The sequence below is a fragment of the Pseudomonas sp. M30-35 genome (genome assembly GCF_002163625.1).
GTDB lineage: Bacteria > Pseudomonadota > Gammaproteobacteria > Pseudomonadales > Pseudomonadaceae > Aquipseudomonas.
Window position 1 is genome coordinate 2,677,865 of record NZ_CP020892.1, and the last position, 16,146, is coordinate 2,694,010.

At 52.5% G+C, this 16,146-nt stretch carries 19 protein-coding genes and 1 pseudogene; 9 read left to right on the forward strand and 11 right to left on the reverse strand.

All coding sequences use genetic code 11. From position 1 onward, the window contains the following. Nucleotides 1-24 precede the first annotated feature (24 nt). On the reverse strand, nucleotides 25-486 hold the full coding sequence (locus tag B9K09_RS12220) for a hypothetical protein (RefSeq protein ID WP_087517060.1): 462 nt from the start codon (nucleotides 484-486) through the stop codon (nucleotides 25-27). Nucleotides 487-635: 149 nt separating this feature from the next. Here B9K09_RS12220 and fnr point away from each other — a divergent pair, with 149 nt between their 5' ends. From fnr to B9K09_RS12240, 4 genes and pseudogenes are all read left to right on the forward strand, one after another. After that, a complete protein-coding gene (gene fnr, locus B9K09_RS12225) occupies nucleotides 636-1,370 on the forward strand; it encodes a fumarate/nitrate reduction transcriptional regulator Fnr (RefSeq protein WP_087517061.1) in 735 nt (244 codons plus the stop codon). Nucleotides 1,371-1,393: 23 nt separating this feature from the next. Continuing rightward, nucleotides 1,394-1,942 (forward strand): adenine phosphoribosyltransferase, encoded by a 549-nt coding sequence (locus tag B9K09_RS12230; RefSeq protein ID WP_087517062.1) that lies wholly within the window; start codon nucleotides 1,394-1,396, stop codon nucleotides 1,940-1,942. Between the two features lie 238 nt (nucleotides 1,943-2,180). Next, nucleotides 2,181-2,333, forward strand: a pseudogene (locus B9K09_RS22825) (4-hydroxyacetophenone monooxygenase); the annotation flags it as partial. A 57-nt stretch (nucleotides 2,334-2,390) separates the two neighbouring features. After that, nucleotides 2,391-3,269 (forward strand): SDR family oxidoreductase, encoded by an 879-nt coding sequence (locus B9K09_RS12240; protein WP_087517064.1) that lies wholly within the window; start codon nucleotides 2,391-2,393, stop codon nucleotides 3,267-3,269. Between the two features lie 135 nt (nucleotides 3,270-3,404). On the opposite strand, the gene B9K09_RS12245 is transcribed toward B9K09_RS12240, so the two are convergent. Continuing rightward, nucleotides 3,405-3,635 (reverse strand): DUF3820 family protein, encoded by a 231-nt coding sequence (locus B9K09_RS12245; RefSeq protein WP_087517065.1) that lies wholly within the window; start codon nucleotides 3,633-3,635, stop codon nucleotides 3,405-3,407. A 143-nt stretch (nucleotides 3,636-3,778) separates the two neighbouring features. Between B9K09_RS12245 and B9K09_RS12250 the strand changes: the two genes are divergently transcribed. Beyond that, a complete protein-coding gene (locus B9K09_RS12250) occupies nucleotides 3,779-4,150 on the forward strand; it encodes a glutaredoxin domain-containing protein (protein ID WP_087517066.1) in 372 nt (123 codons plus the stop codon). 48 nt (nucleotides 4,151-4,198) lie between these two features. On the opposite strand, the gene B9K09_RS12255 is transcribed toward B9K09_RS12250, so the two are convergent. The 4 genes from B9K09_RS12255 to B9K09_RS12270 form a co-directional block, all read right to left on the reverse strand. After that, complete coding sequence (locus B9K09_RS12255) at nucleotides 4,199-4,699, reverse strand: plastocyanin/azurin family copper-binding protein (protein WP_087517067.1); 501 nt, start codon at nucleotides 4,697-4,699, stop codon at nucleotides 4,199-4,201. A gap of 93 nt (nucleotides 4,700-4,792) precedes the next feature. Next, nucleotides 4,793-5,170, reverse strand: a complete 378-nt coding sequence (locus B9K09_RS12260) for a hypothetical protein (protein WP_087517068.1) — start codon at nucleotides 5,168-5,170, stop codon at nucleotides 4,793-4,795. 98 nt (nucleotides 5,171-5,268) lie between these two features. Continuing rightward, nucleotides 5,269-5,871 carry a glutathione S-transferase family protein gene (locus B9K09_RS12265; protein WP_087517069.1) on the reverse strand — a complete coding sequence of 201 codons (603 nt, stop codon included), beginning with the start codon at nucleotides 5,869-5,871 and terminating at the stop codon, nucleotides 5,269-5,271. 77 nt (nucleotides 5,872-5,948) lie between these two features. Next, on the reverse strand, nucleotides 5,949-7,115 hold the full coding sequence (locus B9K09_RS12270) for a PLP-dependent aminotransferase family protein (RefSeq protein ID WP_087517070.1): 1,167 nt from the start codon (nucleotides 7,113-7,115) through the stop codon (nucleotides 5,949-5,951). Nucleotides 7,116-7,196: 81 nt separating this feature from the next. Here B9K09_RS12270 and B9K09_RS12275 point away from each other — a divergent pair, with 81 nt between their 5' ends. From B9K09_RS12275 to B9K09_RS12285, 3 genes are all read left to right on the forward strand, one after another. Next, entirely contained in the window at nucleotides 7,197-7,631 is a 435-nt protein-coding gene (locus B9K09_RS12275) for a MarR family winged helix-turn-helix transcriptional regulator (RefSeq protein WP_087517071.1), read from the forward strand. Between the two features lie 159 nt (nucleotides 7,632-7,790). Next, the gene (locus tag B9K09_RS12280; protein WP_087517072.1) at nucleotides 7,791-8,402 is read left to right on the forward strand and encodes a LysE family translocator; all 612 of its coding nucleotides are present in this window, start codon (nucleotides 7,791-7,793) and stop codon (nucleotides 8,400-8,402) included. Beyond that, on the forward strand, nucleotides 8,402-9,601 hold the full coding sequence (locus B9K09_RS12285; RefSeq protein ID WP_087517073.1) for a benzoate/H(+) symporter BenE family transporter: 1,200 nt from the start codon (nucleotides 8,402-8,404) through the stop codon (nucleotides 9,599-9,601). The genes B9K09_RS12280 and B9K09_RS12285 overlap by 1 nt, the downstream gene beginning before the upstream one ends. Nucleotides 9,602-9,640: 39 nt before the next feature. Here B9K09_RS12285 and B9K09_RS12290 read toward each other — a convergent pair whose 3' ends face one another. After that, nucleotides 9,641-11,158: a lytic transglycosylase F gene (locus B9K09_RS12290; protein WP_087517074.1), complete on the reverse strand. Its 1,518-nt coding sequence runs from the start codon at nucleotides 11,156-11,158 to the stop codon at nucleotides 9,641-9,643. Nucleotides 11,159-11,329: 171 nt separating this feature from the next. Beyond that, nucleotides 11,330-12,091, reverse strand: a complete 762-nt coding sequence (locus tag B9K09_RS12295) for an SDR family oxidoreductase (RefSeq protein ID WP_087517075.1) — start codon at nucleotides 12,089-12,091, stop codon at nucleotides 11,330-11,332. 221 nt (nucleotides 12,092-12,312) lie between these two features. On the opposite strand from B9K09_RS12295, the gene B9K09_RS12300 reads away from it, so the two are divergent. Then, nucleotides 12,313-13,317, forward strand: coding sequence for an NADP-dependent oxidoreductase (locus tag B9K09_RS12300; protein WP_087517076.1), 1,005 nt, complete (start codon nucleotides 12,313-12,315; stop codon nucleotides 13,315-13,317). 219 nt (nucleotides 13,318-13,536) lie between these two features. On the opposite strand, the gene B9K09_RS12305 is transcribed toward B9K09_RS12300, so the two are convergent. From B9K09_RS12305 to B9K09_RS12315, 3 genes are all read right to left on the reverse strand, one after another. Beyond that, nucleotides 13,537-14,331, reverse strand: a complete 795-nt coding sequence (locus B9K09_RS12305; RefSeq protein WP_087517077.1) for an ABC transporter permease — start codon at nucleotides 14,329-14,331, stop codon at nucleotides 13,537-13,539. Then, nucleotides 14,328-15,260: an ABC transporter ATP-binding protein gene (locus B9K09_RS12310; RefSeq protein WP_087517078.1), complete on the reverse strand. Its 933-nt coding sequence runs from the start codon at nucleotides 15,258-15,260 to the stop codon at nucleotides 14,328-14,330. Before B9K09_RS12310 ends, B9K09_RS12305 begins: the two co-directional genes overlap by 4 nt. A 212-nt stretch (nucleotides 15,261-15,472) precedes the next feature. After that, nucleotides 15,473-16,132, reverse strand: coding sequence for a transglutaminase family protein (locus B9K09_RS12315; protein WP_087517079.1), 660 nt, complete (start codon nucleotides 16,130-16,132; stop codon nucleotides 15,473-15,475). Between the last annotated feature and the right edge of the window lie 14 nt (nucleotides 16,133-16,146).

Genomic DNA, 16,146 nt, shown 5'->3' on the forward strand with positions numbered 1-16,146 from the left:
CGTTCAAAAGCCCCTGACAACGGCTTAACCAACCATCAGTGTCGCAACGCTCATCAACTGCTCGCTGCTCAGATTTTGCTTCCTCATTTGTGACACCAGCGAGGCATTAGCACTGCTAATAGCCCCGTGCAGACTGGCAATTTCGCTCAAAACCGCATCCACCTTGCGCTGGGTATCGCTAGTTGGTTGCTCAGCCTTTAGTGCGTTGAGTTCAGCCTGTTTGGCTGCGAGCTCTGCGCGCAGCTGGCGAATCATTTTCAGCGTATTTTTGATGCTGTCCGGGAGATTACTGTCATCAATATCTTGGTTTTTTGCAGCTTGTTTCGACTGAGCGCTGCCAGCTTCTGACAGGCTGACCCGTACCCCGCCGCTCGGTCCACGTACTGGGCTTACCCCAACCAAATCTTTTCCGGCATCCGCTTTAACGTTCGACAAGCGCAGTGGTGCCGGCGCAAAGCTAGCAGCGTTACTCTTTTCAACTCGCATGCGCAGACCTTCTATAATCAAACATTATCGCTAACTGTATCGGCGGCAAAAATTAAAACTTGAACGTGAAGTCAACCAGCCAATGGCTGGCTGGAAAGGCTGCGCTCCTGTAATCTAGTACTATCGCGTCAACCCCCAGGATCTCTTCGATGACCGGAATCATCAAGCTGCATACACCCCATCAAGCTCACTGCAAAGATTGCAGTTTGGCCAGCTTATGCCTGCCACTTTCATTGAACCTAGAGGACATGGACGCGCTTGATGAGATCGTTAAGCGCGGCCGACCACTTAAAAAAGGTGAGTTTCTGTTTCGCCAAGGCGACAGTTTTGGTTCGGTTTTCGCGGTTCGCTCAGGCGCTCTGAAAACCTTTACCCTGAGTGACTCTGGCGAAGAACAGATCACCGGCTTTCACCTGCCCAGTGAGCTGATCGGACTTTCAGGCATGGATGCTGAGGTTTACCCAGTCTCGGCTTTGGCGCTTGAAACAACCTCGGTGTGTGAAATCCCTTTCGAACGCTTGGACGACCTGACCGCTCAGCTGCCACAGCTGCGCCGCCAGCTTATGCGCATCATGAGCCGTGAGATTCGTGACGATCAGCAAATGATGCTGTTGCTATCAAAAAAGACTGCTGATGAACGCATCGCTACCTTTTTGGTCAATCTGTCGGCCCGCTTCCGAGCCCGCGGCTTTTCCTCGCAACAATTTCGCTTGGCCATGTCGCGTAATGAAATAGGCAACTACCTCGGCCTCGCGGTTGAGACTGTCTCGCGCGTGTTTACTCGCTTTCAACAAAACAAACTGCTCGAAGCTGAAGGCAAAGAAGTGCACATCATCGACCCGATCGAGTTGTGCGCACTTGCTGGCGGCAATATCGACAGCTAAGACTTGGCCAGCCCAGGACCACCATGATCTTCGATGAGTTCAGCCTTAAAACCTTGATTCGCCCCGTGCAGGACTTCCCTAAACCGGGTGTGGTTTTTCGTGATATTACCCCTCTGTTCCAATCACCGCGGGCTTTGCGCATGGTGATCGACAGCTTTATCCAGCGTTATATTGATGCAGACTTCAGCCATATCGGCGTGATGGACGCCCGTGGCTTTCTAATCGGCTCTATTGTCGCTTATGAATTGAACAAGCCCTTGGTGCTGTTTCGTAAGCAAGGCAAGTTACCGGCGGATGTGATCAGCGAGGGCTATCAGACCGAATACGGTGAAGCCTTCCTTGAGGTCCACGCTGACAGCCTGAGCCAAGGCAACAAAGTCTTGATGTTCGATGACCTCATTGCCACCGGCGGAACGCTACTGGCAGCAGTACAACTCGTTCGCCGCTTGGGCGCGAGCATCTATGAGGCAGCGGCAATTATTGACCTGCCGGAGCTTGGCGGCTCACAAAAGCTTGTGGATGCAGGCATTCCGACATTTGCCTTGACCGCTTTTGCCCTAGACGAACAGTAACTATTACCTGCCTGACAACAATGCCTGCTTTTTCTGCAAAAGCGGGCATTTTGCATTTAATCACTATCCTTTCTTGCCCTCTCCCGCCGAGCACATCTGCACTTAAGTTGGCCTGATCAAGCAGTAGATGGCCATATTTGACCTTACGCCAACGTCACTACCCTGTATTAATCATCACTCCAGCGGGCATTCATTGACATTCGCGCACTTGAACGTCGCGCGGCCAAACAATGAGGAACCGATTACAGGCCTGGGACACAACTCGATGGTTTATATGATTGGGTCGCAAATTCAATACGTGCTAGGTGCGCTTAACTTGCTCAAGAAAACCAATCTGCAAAGCTTGGAGGTTAAACGCGAAGTTCAGGATGCTTTCAACCATAAATTGCAAATACCCAGCGCATCCGGCGCAAAGTAATGCTGTCGTACATCCTCAGGAGAAACCCGCATGAAATCGTTTGAGAATAAAGTCGCAGCAATAACGGGTGCGGGATCAGGTATTGGTCGGGCATTAGCCTTCGGGCTCGCTCGCCAGGGTTGTGCATTGGCCTTGTCTGATGTGAATGCGCAAGGCTTGGCTGAGACTGCCGAGCAGGCACGTAGGCTTGGGGTAAAAGTTGAACACACCGTTGTAGACGTAACGGACCGAGAAGCCATGCACGCATGGGCAAACGATGTTGTTGCAGCATTTGGCCAGGTCAATGCCATCTTCAATAACGCCGGTGTTGCCCAGAGCGGCACGGTTGAGGGCAATGAATACACTGATTACGAGTGGGTCATGAACATCAACTTCTGGGGGGTGGTGAATGGCACCAAGGCATTCTTACCGCACCTGAAGGACTCAGGCGCTGGCCATATCATCAACCTATCAAGTATTTTCGGGATCTTCTCGCAGCCGGGCATGAGCAGCTATAACGCCAGTAAATTCGCTGTGCGCGGTTTCACAGAGTCACTGCGCCAAGAATTGGATATGGCTAACTGCGGAGTATCAGCCAGTTGCGTTCACCCTGGCGGGATAAAAACCAACATTGCCAACACCGCGCGAATGAACTCCAGCATGCAAGCCATGACCGGGCAAGATAACGAACAAGCGCGTCAACAGTTCAATGATCTGCTGATGCTCACCACGGCAGAGCACGCCGCGAAAGTCATCATCAAAGGCGCATTGGCCAATAAACGCCGAATACTCATTGGCGGCGATGCGTATGCAATGGACTTGATGCAACGTTTGATGCCGGCACTGTATCAGCGCGTGGTCACCGCGGTCATGAAACTGGGCATCAAGTTGGGTAAGAAACAGGTCGCTAATGTGCAGCCCAAGACCTGATCCTGAACAGACCCAGCGCCTCGACAAACTGTCCTGTTGACGTTGATCCGCAAGCACTGGCGAGCAACCGGGCAGCAGAGTCAAAGGGGGCTAATAAGGGTCATCCAACTGCACGCGGCACTACCCCGGCAAGCCCTAGCGCAATGGCTGGCGAGGTTTCTTACGTAGAGGCTCTAGCAAAACACTTAAGCCGTTATGATCAATCTCTTGCATCAGCTGCAACAACTGACCGATCTGCCCTTTGGGGAAGCCTTCTCGGGCAAACCAATTGAGGTAAGGCCCAGGCAAATCAGCAATTAACCGGCCTTTATATTTGCCGAATGGCATTTCCAAGGTAACCAACAATTGCAAATCTTCTGGTTTCATCACAGACCAATCTTAAGCATTTATGCACCTGATTATGCCAAACCATTGACCTCAGCGCTGTGCAATTTAGCTGTTTGGCAAGTCAGCCAAGGCAAACTCAGGTAAGATTCGGGTCCGCAAATTTCCACCCTGGATTCGTACCCATGTTCATCAACGCCCTGCGCAATGGCCTAGGCCAGATCATTATCTTTATCGACTTCATCACCCGCCCGCGCAAAATGCAGCGATCTCCAGAAGCACAAGCAGCGGTTAACCAGGCGGCATCAAATCTTTCCTTGTACCAGTTCAGAGCCTGTCCGTTCTGTGTCAAAACCCGACGCACTCTGCACAAGCTGAACGTGCCAATGCAGCTACGTGATGCTAAAAATGATGTACAAGCGCGCAATGAGTTGCTCGAACAAGGCGGAAAAATCCAAGTGCCTTGCCTGCGCATCGAAGAAAACGGCCAAAGCACTTGGCTGTATGAATCAAAAGCCATTGCTAGCTACTTGCAGGAGCGTTTCGTCACTGCATAAGTAGAACGGCGCGGCCTTTCAGGTCGCGCCGCACTCAGGCTAAGCCTATTACTCGCTTACCTCGATACTGCCGACCATTCCTGCCTGGTAATGCCCGGCGATCAAACAGGCGAAGTCAAAACGCCCGGATTGATTGAAGGTCCAGATAATCTCCCCTGTTTTTCCTGGCTTCACATGCGCCATATAGGCCGCGTGATGTTCCATGCCTGGGTTTTTGAGCATCATCTGCGCATGTGCATCGAGGGTTTTCTGCGTGCCAAGCACATACTCGTGAAGTAACTTGCCGTCGTTGTGCAGCACCAACCGCACCGTCTCCCCTTTCTTGAACGTCAGGGTGTCTGGGCTAAAGCGCATGTCATCGCCCATACGCAGATCAATAGTGCGACTGACCTGACTGGCATCACCGGCAACTCCCCAAGGCATTTGCTCTGGCTGGGCATGCATCGAATGATCAGTCATCGGCTGGTTTTCATCCGCCCACAGAGCGGAACTGGCAACAGTGACGTACAGCAGTACAAAAGTGGTCAACAACGTTTTAGCAAAAGTCATACAAAACCTCGAATAAGCTCTGCCCTGATACGCTTGGTGATCAAAGCAATACACGGCTCTATTGAGCCGAAAATAACGCAGTGTTTGCGGTAGTTATACGAGGTTGGTACGCGGCGGGCGCTTTGGTAAGTCGCTGATATGGCCAGCAAACTGAGGGCTGCTCTGGACGAGTGGATGTGCCGCTTTGAAGATGCCGGGCTTACCCAGCGATGTGGGTAAAATAGCTGCGCTCAGACACATTGAGCAGTGCATACAAAGTTGGCTGATCAATGTGTCTTGCTGATGGCCAGCATCGAGCATGCTGGACTGCAGGCTCTCGCACTGCGGTGACATTTGCGAGGCAGTCGAAGCCGACGCAGACGGCTGCATATCAAGCGACATACAATTCTGCATGCTGATCACGGCCATGCTTTGCACAGGCAGCGCGAGCAGCATCAAGCAAACGGTCAGCAGTCGCAGAATTTTATTCATGGCAGTAGAACAGCACGCGGCCAGAGGTGATTTTAGTCAGCTGAAATTATGCACTGCAAAACCCATGCGTGCATAACTTCAGTTGATTTCATATTGCGTCAATCAAGCATACCGACATGCCCAGGCTGACTTGCAACGCGGTCTAACCACATGCGTATCGAGGGAAAATTGCTCAAGTCAAAACCACCCTCATCCGCCACGTGGGTGTATGCATACAGCGCAATATCGGCAATTGAGTATTGCTCGCCCACTAGATAAGGCGTGTTTTGCAGTTGCCTTTCCATGACCTTCAGCGCTTTGTAACCCATTACGTGACAACGCTGGTATTCAGCCAAGCGCTCTTCAGGCATGTTCTGATACAGGCGGATAAAGCGCGCCACAGCAATACTTGGCTCATGACTGTACTGCTCGAAGAACTGCCACTGCAGTACCTGAGTGCGAAGGCGTGGCTCGGTTGGCAGGAACTCACTGTCGTTCGCCAGATAATTGAGAATCGCATTGGACTCCCAAAGACAGGTGCCATCTTCGAACTCCAGCACCGGGATTTTGCCATTGGGATTCTTGGCTAAAAACGCCTCGGTTTGCGTCTCACCCTTGAGGATATCAATTGCTATCCACTCATAAGGAATGCCCAGCAGATTGAGCATCAACTTAACTTTGTAGCAGTTTCCCGAGCGATAATCGCCGTATACCTTCAACATTGCTGTGCTCCTGATACTGCGAGGCCCAAGCCTCGCCATGTTTCATGTTCTATCACACTCGCAGCGAGCTGACCCACCTAAGCCGCGACACCTGTCTGTGCTACGCGAATCACTTCAGCCAAACGCTGTAAACCTTCACTCAGGCGTTCAGGCGCTACGTGGCTGAAATTCAAGCGCAAGTGTCCTGGATGCTGGTCAGGATCGATAAAGAACGGTTCACCCGGCATAAATGCAATATTCTGCGCCAACGCTGGCGCCAGCAGTGTGCGCGTATCCAGCGGCTGTTTGAGCGTTAGCCAGAAGAACAGCCCGCCTTGCGGGATTTCCCAATCGGCCAGATCAGCAAAATGCTCAAGCAACGCAACCTGCATGGCATCGCGGCGCAACCGATAGAACTCGCGTAACTGCGCCAGGTGATCACGGTAATGCTGGCTTCCCAGCCATTGCAGCGCCTGCCACTGCCCAATCCGATTGGTGTGCAGATCAGCAGACTGTTTAAGCCGCAGCAGATGTGCAAACAGGTCTGGCGTGGCAATCAAATACCCTACACGCAGCCCCGGCAATAAGGTTTTGGATACGGTTCCGGTGTAGACCCAGCTAGCCTTTTGCAGGCGACTGACGATGGGCGTCGCACTGCCTTGATCAAAGACCAACTCACGATAGGGCTCATCCTCGATCAGCGTCACGCCAAACTCATCCAGCAAAGCCGCCACAGCATCACGTTTGGCCTCGCTGTAGCGAACGGCTGACGGGTTTTGGAATGTTGGGATCAAGTAAGCGAATGCGGGTTTATGGGTTTCCAGACGCTGGCGCAGAGCAGCGATTTCTGGCCCATCAGCTTCTTGCGGCACAGCAATGCAATCCGCGCCGAACAGCTGGAAGGCTTGCAACGCGGCCAAGTAAGTAGGTGCCTCGACCAAAACTTCAGTACCCGGATCAATAAACAGTTTGCTGACCAGATCCAGGGTTTGCTGCGAGCCACTGACAATCAATACCTGGCTGGCATCGCAAGGCACCCCGATAGCACGGGCTTCTGCGGCAATCACTTCACGTAACGCCGGTTCACCTTCACTCATCCCGTATTGCCCGATACTGGTGGGCATCTGCGCCCATTCAACTTTCGGCAGCATTGGCTCTGCAGGTAAACCACCGGCAAACGACATCACTTCAGGACGTTGCGCCGCAGATAAAATTTCACGAATCAAAGAGCTTTTCAGGCGGGCAATACGTTCAGAGAAGGCCATCATTTACACCAGGTGATAATTTGTAGGAAGTAAGTCAAACTTGTTGACCGAAACTACGCTCACCCATACAGATACGTCAATATGTTTGACCTTAAAAATTTAACCGCTCAGCAATCCGCAATGAAAGCTTTCTTCTTTGGCTATCAGGCGTTTACCGCCAAGGCTGATGAAATGCTGGCGCGGCGCGGGTTGTCTCGCGTGCACCATCGCATTCTATTTTTCATTGCGATGTATCCAGGCTTAAGCATGAAAGAACTGCTCAACTACCTCGGTGTCAGCAAACAAGCGCTGAACATTCCACTGCGGCAGTTAATTGAAATGCATTTGGTCGAAAGCCAAGCCTCTACAGACGACAAACGCAAACGTCTGCTCGCCTTCACCGCCGAAGGGGCAAAACTGGAACTGGCTCTGCGTCGTGAGCAAGCGAAGATGCTTCAACGCGCGCTTGATGATACCGGTGAAGCCGCTATGAACGCGTGGATGCAGGTTAATCAGGCATTGGCCAAGCATCGTTAGAACGCTTTTGATGAGTGTTCGCCGCAACACTGTATCGGCGATTTTTCTACCCTGCTGTACCGCGACGTCAGCAGGCTAAGGTTTTAGGCTTCATTAGTCTTAATGCACCGCTTCAATCAACTGAGTGCATGGCCTTTTAAAGTTAGAATCGAGTGCCCAATGAACGCCGAATTGTTAGTCGCTTTCATCGCCTTTGCTTTTGTAACCTCGGTCACCCCGGGCCCCAACAACATGATGCTGCTCGCCTCCGGCGTTAACTTCGGTATGCGTCGCAGCCTGCCGCACATGCTCGGCATTAGCATTGGTTTCATGATTTTGGTGATTGCGGTGGGCCTGGGTTTGGGCCAACTATTTGCGCAAGTGCCGATGCTCTATAACGTCCTACGCTATGCGGGCGCGGCTTACTTGTTATATCTGGCGTGGAAAATAGCTAACGCCGTGGCGCCCGAAGGCCAGGAGACGAGCGCAAAGCCATTTAGCTTCTTGCAGGCTGCCGCCTTTCAGTGGATCAACCCCAAGGCCTGGGTAATGGCTATCGGCGCCATCACCACCTATACACCGCATGAAAATTTCACGCTGAACGTGGTGTTGATTGCTGCGCTATTTGCCCTGGTCAATTGCCCGAGCGTTGGCCTTTGGACCGTGGCCGGTCGCCTATTACGCAACTGGCTGAGCAACCCACGCGTGCTCCGTGGGTTTAATATCAGCATGGCGCTGTTATTAGCGGCATCGCTTTATCCAATTTTTGCCGACCTCAAAGGAATTCTGTAATGGCACACGCAAGCCAAGCCCGACTACGCCCGCTGGCGGACAGTTCGCCATCGGCAATTGTTGCGGGCTTCATTGCCATGCTCACCGGCTACACCTCCTCCCTGGTATTGATGTTCCAAGCAGGTCAGGCTGCGGGGCTCAGCAATGGTCAGATATCATCATGGATCTGGTCGTTGTCGATTGGCATGGCTGTGTGTTGCATTGGCTTGTCCTTGCGTTATCGCGCCCCCGTTATGATCGCCTGGTCGACGCCAGGTGCTGCGCTACTGATCAGCAGCCTCCCCGGCGTGCCATATAGCGAAGCAATTGGCGCCTACATCATCTGCTCAGGCTTGATTGTAATCTGTGGTTTAACCGGCAGTTTTGACCGGATCATGCGCCGCATACCCGGCTCAATTGCCGCTGCATTGCTGGCTGGCGTGCTCTTCAAAATCGGCTTAGAAATTTGCGTGGCAGCAGAACAGCAACCTGTCTTGGTGGTATCGATGCTGCTGGCTTATCTATTGGGTAAACGCTTGATGCCGCGCTATGCGGTGCTGGCTGCGCTCATTGTCGGCTGCGTTTTGGCTGGGGTATTTGGCTTGCTCAATTTCTCTCATTTTGAGCTCAAGCTGGCAACACCGGTATGGACAACACCAAGCTTTTCGATTGCCGCAGCGATTAGTATCGGTATCCCGCTATTCATAGTCGCGATGACCTCGCAGAATCTGCCGGGCATGGCGGTCTTACGTGCCAATGGCTATGACGTACCGGCCTCCCCGCTGCTCAACGCCACTGGCATCAGCTCAATACTGCTAGCCCCCTTTGGCTCCCATGGTATTCACATGGCAGCCATTAGCGCCGCTATCTGCGCGGGGCCCGAAGCCCACGAAGACCCCAAAAAACGTTACACCGCCGCCGTCTGGTGTGGGGTGTTTTACGGTATCGCCGGTATTTTTGGTGCGACTTTGGCGGCACTCTTTGCCGCACTGCCCAAAGCATTGATTCTATCGATCGCGGCGCTGGCGCTATTTGCGTCGATCATAGGTGGCCTGACCCAAGCCATGAGCGAACCGAAAGAGCGTGAAGCCGCGCTTATAACCTTTCTGGTGACAGCCTCAGGCATGACCTTGTTCACCATTGGCTCGGCATTCTGGGGGATTGTCGCTGGGCTGCTCACGCTGGGCATTTTAAACTGGGGCAAACAAGCGCAGTCGTGACCCAGATGCAGCCTTGCACATCCCGGCAAGGCTGCTGAATCACTCGGTTTTGCGCTGTTCCGCGAGCTTATAGGCAATGTAATACTTGTAGATATTGCCCACGTAATCAACAGTTTCACGCCCGACGATTCGCGCCGCCGAGTGTTCGACATTACCGAACCAAATGTCCTCATCCAACCCGGACTTCTTCGCCAGACTGCGAAACCGACGCAAATTGGCCGGTCCGGCGTTGTAGGCAGCAAACGCCAACAGCATCTGGTTAGTCGGCGTAATGCGATCGTCTGTCAGATACGCATCAATCAAACCCCGCAGGTACTTGCTGCCTGCCTCGATGTTTGCATCTGCACTGCTTTCAATCCCGCTAATCGCTACGCTCGGGTCCTTCGCCGTGCTCGGTAACATTTGCATCACCCCCACAGCTCCATAAGGGCTACGCGCCTTCTGGTTTAAGCGCGACTCCTGATACCCCAGTGCCATTAGCATCAGGTAATCGAAGCCGTAGGTTTGAGCATGCTTCTGGAACAATCCGACCAAGACCTTAAATTTTTTCATTTCGCCAGCGGTTGTCGAACTGACTAACTCAGCGGTGTCCCTGAGTGCAGTATTCCTTAAGTCATTGCCGAATAAGGTGCCCAATTTATGTTGCTCGATGAAGCCGTCCAGCACGGCTTTCAACTGCGGACTACCTTTGCGAATCGCCCATGCAAATTCGGAGTCAGCATGCACAACCCAATCATCGTGGATCTTGATTTGCGGATACTCAGGCTGCCAGGCCGTAGCAATGTACTGATCAACAACGGTGATATCCAGCAGTCCTGCATTGACCATTTGCAGCAGATCCTCGACTTCTAGGTTTTCATCCGCCCGTTCAATTTTTATCGGTTTTAAACCACGGTTTTTAAAATCCTTATTGAGCGCAAGCAAGTGTTCAAAGTAGCTGCTTGACTCACGCACAGTGACGCTCCGGCCCGCCAAGTCATCCAGGGAGTTGATGCCTGTCACCGAGGCAGATGTCACCACTACCTCATTGATATGCTCGGCAAAGGGCGCGGTAAAATCGACCTGCTTAAGACGCGACTCGGTAATGGTCAGCCCGCCTGCGGCGATGTCACCCACGCCCTCACGCAACTTCGGCAGTAACTCATTGCGCGCCACAGGAATCATCAGCACCTGCCAGCGAAGCGCTTGGTTGGCAGAGGGATAATGCTGTTTAAGCCACTGACCAAGAGCTTGCCCCAGTTCATAGCTGATCCCGTGTTGCGTGGCCCGGTCGATGCTGTAAAAAGTTTGGCTGTAGGGCACCAGAATACGAATTAAGCGACGCTCGCGCATCGCCTTGAAATCGCCGCGCCAAGGTTTCGGCACAGGCAGTACCATTTGATCGAGTTGTTGCTCGTCAATAGCGTCTTCATCAGCAACCTGAGCAGACTTGGCTGTATTGGCTGTAACCGATGTAACGGCTGAAACGCTGAGAGTGAATTGCCAAACTAGAAGTGCCGTGACGATCAAGCCAAATGCACCCGCGGGTGCAAGCCACCGTCGTTTGTTGGGCTGCATTATTTTACTTTCCCAAAGACTCACACCTTAATTAAAGCCCACGAAGCACGGCATGGTTGGCTCGATCCTAGTAGTGGTTGTCGGTCATGGCCAGAACTGTTTAAGCGCGCATAAAAAATGGCGCTCAAAAGCGCCATTTGGGCCAGCCTGGTGACAGCGCCTCACTTAGTTTCAGATCGCGGTGGCCCCGCCATCAACCGCCAGCGCATGCCCGGTGGTAAAGCCTGCTTCGTCGCAACATAGATAAAGCACAGCGGCGGCAATTTCCTCAACCTTACCGATACGTCCAACGGGGTGCATCGCCGCAGCAAACTCGGCCTTTCTCGGGTCAGCCTCGTAAGCGCGGCGGAACATGTCTGTGTCAATCACAGCTGGGCATACGGCGTTAACCCGCACCTTTTTCTTCGCATACTCAATCGCTGCCGACTTAGTAAGGCCGATGACCGCATGCTTAGACGCGCTGTAGATACTCATCTTCGGCGCCGCACCAAGACCGGCGACCGAGGCAGTGTTAACAATTGCACCCCCGCCTTGCGCCAACAACAAAGGAATTTGGTGTTTCATACACAACCAGACACCTTTTACATTGACGCCCATAATCGCGTCGAATTCAGACTCACTGCCGTCGGCAAGTTTGCCTTGCTCGATCTCAATACCAGCATTATTGAATGCGTAATCCAGACGACCGTAGCACTGGATAATCTGTGCCATCAATGCGCTGACTTCGGCGTCAAGGGTGACGTTGCAGGCAATGAAAACCGCTTCACCGCCCGCCTCACGGATCAACCCAACGGTGCCCTCACCGCCTGCCGTATCCACATCAGACACCACAACCTTGAGCCCTTGCTCAGCAAATGCCAGCGCCGTCGCACGTCCAATGCCAGCTGCCGCACCCGTAACCAACGCAACCTCACCACTAAAGCTAAAGCCCATCTGTACATTCCTCAGTACTTAAGAATCTTGAGTCTAGTCAGAGGAGCCGCTTCGCTGGCAGCACTATTACGTTGATCGTAGTGACTCGATTGAAGCTGGTGATTAAACAATGCAACCCATTATCACTTTCATAAATTGGCGCACATTCGACTTTCAAGCTTCGGTTGCTCATTGGCAGCTGACACGCTATCACCTATGGTTTCGATCAATGAGTAATTGTCATGACCGTGCAAATCAATCGCCAGTTTCTTCTGGCTCAGCGCCCAGTCGGCGCACCAACACGCGACACATTCAACTTCGTGGAAAACCCTCTTGCTGAACCAGCGGAAGGTCAGATCGTGGTTAAAAACGCTTACCTGTCACTCGATCCGGCCATGCGCGGTTGGATGAACGATGCCAAGTCGTACATCCCGCCAGTCGGCTTGGGTGAAGTCATGCGCGCACTGGGTGTCGGTGAAGTCATTGCCTCGAAAAACCCTAAGTTTGCGGTTGGCGATCACGTCAATGGTGCCCTCGGTGTGCAGGATTACTTCGTCGGCGAGCCACGCGGCTTCTATAAAGTTGATCCAAGCCGCGCACCGCTGCCGTTGTACCTTTCGGCACTGGGCATGACGGGTATGACTGCCTACTTCGCCTTACTCGATGTTGGCGCGCCTAAGGCAGGCGAAACCGTGGTGATATCAGGTGCGGCAGGCGCAGTAGGTAGCGTTGCCGGACAAATCGCCAAAATCAAAGGCTGCCGGGTCGTGGGTATCGCTGGCGGCGCCAAAAAGTGCAAATTACTGATCGATGAGTTGGGCTTTGACGCCGCAATCGACTACAAAAATGAAGACCTGCTGGCGGCCCTCAAACGTGAATGCCCGAAAGGCATCGACGTGTTCTTCGACAACGTAGGTGGCGACATTCTCGATACCGTACTGACCCGCATCGCACCGAAAGCACGCATCGTTATTTGTGGCGCGATCAGCCAGTACAACAACAAGGAAGCGGTCAAAGGCCCAGCCAACTATCTGTCTTTGCTGGTCAACCGTGCGCGTATGGAAGGCTTTGTGGTGATGGATTACGCCACCCAGTTTGCCGATGCAGCCAAAGAAATGGGCGGCTGGATGGCCAGCGGCAAGTTGAAGTCAAAAGAAGATATTGTCGAAGGCCTGGAAACCTTCCCGGAAACCCTGCTCAAGCTATTCAGTGGCGAAAATTTCGGCAAGCTGGTACTTAAAGTCTAAACATCGTCCACACCGGCGTAGGGTGCGGCAACGCAAAGTTTGTCCAGCAAAATGCCTGAATAAATGATCAGGCTCTGCGCAGCAGAAAATGCTGGGTAATAATCGTTACCCACCCGACTGTTTGTGAACAGCACTTCGCTTGCTTCAAACAACGCCCACATAAAAAAGTGGCACTGGGTGAACAACCCAAGCGCCGCTTTTTTATTTCTGAAACTGCTTTTACTGACGCATACCGCGGCCGCTCACCAATAAGCGCACACACAGCACGTAAAGCACGGCTGTAGCCAGCAACATAAAGGCTACTGCAACGCTGATACGAATATCCGAAACGCCAAGAATACCGTAACGAAAGGCGTTGACCATGTGTAGTACCGGGTTAGCCAACGATACCGTCTGCCAGAATGGCGGCAACAGGTTGATCGAGTAAAACACCCCGCCCAGATAAGTCAGCGGCGTCAGCACGAACGTCGGAATAATCGAGATATCGTCAAAGTTGCGTGCAAACACTGCGTTGACGAAACCACCCAGCGAGAAAATCGTCGCAGTCAGCAGCACCACCAAGACCGTCAGACCCAGGTGATGGACCTGCATGTCGGTGAAAAACAGCGACAGCAGCGTGACGATAAAACCCACCGCCAAACCGCGCAGCACGCCACCCGTGACATAGCCGATAAGAATGATATGCGGTGAAACTGGAGATACCATCAGTTCTTCGATCGAGCGCTGAAATTTGCTGCCGAAAAAACTTGAAACCACATTACCGTAAGAGTTGGTGATCACCGACATCATGATCAGCCCCGGCACGATGTATTGCATGTAGCTAAAGCCGCCCATGTCACCAATCTGTCGGCCAATCAAATTACCGAAGATGACAAAATACAGCACCATGGTGATAGCAGGTGGCAGCAAGGTTTGTGGCCAAATACGGGTAAAACGACGGACCTCACGATAAACGATGGTGCGCAACGCTACGATGTTGGCGGCAAACTCTGAATTTAGATGTTCCTTGTTCATACCACCTCCTTGGCCAGGTTTTTTTCGACCAAGTTGACGAACAATTCCTCAAGTCGGTTGCTTTTATTACGCATGCTGCAGACATCAATACTCTGTTCAGCGAGCTGACGGAACAACTCGGTAACCCCTTGATTTTTGTCGACCTGCACCTCAAGGGTGTGATGATCGACCAGCTTAACCGGGTAGCCATCAAGTTCGGGCTCAACCAGCAGTGATGCTGTAAGGTCGAGCAGAAACGTTTCAACATGCAGGGTTTGCAGCAATTCACGCATGCTGGTGTTTTCGACGATTCGGCCGTGATCGATAATGCCGATGTTGCGGCACAACTGCTCAGCCTCTTCCAGGTAATGCGTGGTCAGAATGATGGTAATGCCCTGCTCGTTGAGCTTGGTCAAAAAGCTCCACATCGAGCGACGCAACTCAATATCCACACCCGCGGTGGGTTCATCGAGAATCAACAAGCGAGGCTCATGCACCAACGCGCGCGCGATCATCAGCCTGCGCTTCATGCCACCGGACAGCTCGCGCGAGGCAACGTCACGTTTCTCCCACAAGCCAAGCTGCTTGAGATAGTGCTCAGCACGTTGCTTGGCAATACGCGCAGGAATGCCGTAATAACCCGCTTGAGTGACGACAATGTCGAAGACTTTCTCAAACTGGTTGAAGTTGAATTCTTGCGGCACCACACCAATACAACGCTTAAGCTCAGCAGGATTTTTGTCGAGGTCAAAACCAAACACATTGACCGTACCACTGGATTTATTGACCAGCGTCGAAAGGATGCCAATTGTGGTGGATTTGCCAGCACCGTTAGGGCCTAGCAAGGCATAAAAGTCGCCTTCAGCTACATCCAGATCAATGCCGTGGAGTGCTTGAAAGCCATTGCCATAGGTTTTTGTAAGCTGGCGAATGGAAAGAGCGGTAGTCATAAAGAATGCACGCACCTAAAAATAAAAAGTGAATAAACAGATACAAACCAACGCCAAGACGCTGTTGCAGCCAAGTCTAGCGCTGTACGCCATAATCTTGAGCACAATAGTGAAATTTACAGAAACGATTTGGCGCAGTGACAGCCTATCACTGCGGACGAAAGAAGGAAGGCCCTGGACCTAATGTTAACTATCACTGCGCTTCATGATGGCTAGGAACGTTTGGCCTCAGCGTGCATATCGCCGAGCTCCAACGACGCGTCTTGAGCGAACAGATGTGGGTACATGTTTGCCAGGTGAGTAAAAAACAACGTCTCGGGCACATCGGCAAACTGGCCATGATCGACCAGATACTCCATATAGCGCTCGCCCTGCCGGCTATAGGGGTGAAACACGCTGTCGTTGACTCCATCGAACTCCAAGGGTGCAACAGCAAATAGCTCACAGAGTTCGACATTAAAGGCAGGCGTGGCTTTTACCCAGCGTCCGTCCAGGTAAAGTTCGGTATAGCCATGCATGGCAAACACATCACTGCGCAACAGCTCAAGCAGACGCGGGGTCGATAAATGATTGCGCACATCTGCCAAGCCTATTCGTGCAGGAATCCCGCAATGCCTGGCGCAAGCTGCGAGCAGTGTGGCCTTGGGCACGCAATAACTTTCCCCGGCTAGCAATGCATGGCTGGCCTTCAGCGTTTCTGGGTCGCGGCTGAACGAATATGGGTTGTAGCGGATGCCGTCACGCACCGCATAATACAAATTGATTGCTTGCTGACGTAAATCAGATGTTGCACCTCGCACATGATCTGCGAACTCAATTAGCGTAGGGTGGTCACTATCGATGAAGCGGTTGGCTTTTAAGTATTCGTTCATCGGCGCGCTGCCCC

Coding starts and splice junctions, on each gene's coding strand:
- B9K09_RS12220 (WP_087517060.1), bottom strand. CDS start 486: ATGCGAGTTGAAAAGAGTAACGCTGCTAGCTTTGCGCCGGCACCACTG.
- B9K09_RS12260 (WP_087517068.1), bottom strand. CDS start 5,170: ATGAATAAAATTCTGCGACTGCTGACCGTTTGCTTGATGCTGCTCGCG.
- B9K09_RS12255 (WP_087517067.1), bottom strand. CDS start 4,699: ATGACTTTTGCTAAAACGTTGTTGACCACTTTTGTACTGCTGTACGTC.
- B9K09_RS12265 (WP_087517069.1), bottom strand. CDS start 5,871: ATGTTGAAGGTATACGGCGATTATCGCTCGGGAAACTGCTACAAAGTT.
- B9K09_RS12310 (WP_087517078.1), bottom strand. CDS start 15,260: ATGACTACCGCTCTTTCCATTCGCCAGCTTACAAAAACCTATGGCAAT.
- B9K09_RS12250 (WP_087517066.1), top strand. CDS start 3,779: ATGTTCATCAACGCCCTGCGCAATGGCCTAGGCCAGATCATTATCTTT.
- B9K09_RS12280 (WP_087517072.1), top strand. CDS start 7,791: ATGAACGCCGAATTGTTAGTCGCTTTCATCGCCTTTGCTTTTGTAACC.
- B9K09_RS12285 (WP_087517073.1), top strand. CDS start 8,402: ATGGCACACGCAAGCCAAGCCCGACTACGCCCGCTGGCGGACAGTTCG.
- B9K09_RS12315 (WP_087517079.1), bottom strand. CDS start 16,132: ATGAACGAATACTTAAAAGCCAACCGCTTCATCGATAGTGACCACCCT.
- B9K09_RS12245 (WP_087517065.1), bottom strand. CDS start 3,635: ATGAAACCAGAAGATTTGCAATTGTTGGTTACCTTGGAAATGCCATTC.
- fnr (WP_087517061.1), top strand. CDS start 636: ATGACCGGAATCATCAAGCTGCATACACCCCATCAAGCTCACTGCAAA.
- B9K09_RS12240 (WP_087517064.1), top strand. CDS start 2,391: ATGAAATCGTTTGAGAATAAAGTCGCAGCAATAACGGGTGCGGGATCA.
- B9K09_RS12270 (WP_087517070.1), bottom strand. CDS start 7,115: ATGGCCTTCTCTGAACGTATTGCCCGCCTGAAAAGCTCTTTGATTCGT.
- B9K09_RS12275 (WP_087517071.1), top strand. CDS start 7,197: ATGTTTGACCTTAAAAATTTAACCGCTCAGCAATCCGCAATGAAAGCT.
- B9K09_RS12305 (WP_087517077.1), bottom strand. CDS start 14,331: ATGAACAAGGAACATCTAAATTCAGAGTTTGCCGCCAACATCGTAGCG.
- B9K09_RS12290 (WP_087517074.1), bottom strand. CDS start 11,158: ATGCAGCCCAACAAACGACGGTGGCTTGCACCCGCGGGTGCATTTGGC.
- B9K09_RS12295 (WP_087517075.1), bottom strand. CDS start 12,091: ATGGGCTTTAGCTTTAGTGGTGAGGTTGCGTTGGTTACGGGTGCGGCA.
- B9K09_RS12230 (WP_087517062.1), top strand. CDS start 1,394: ATGATCTTCGATGAGTTCAGCCTTAAAACCTTGATTCGCCCCGTGCAG.
- B9K09_RS12300 (WP_087517076.1), top strand. CDS start 12,313: ATGACCGTGCAAATCAATCGCCAGTTTCTTCTGGCTCAGCGCCCAGTC.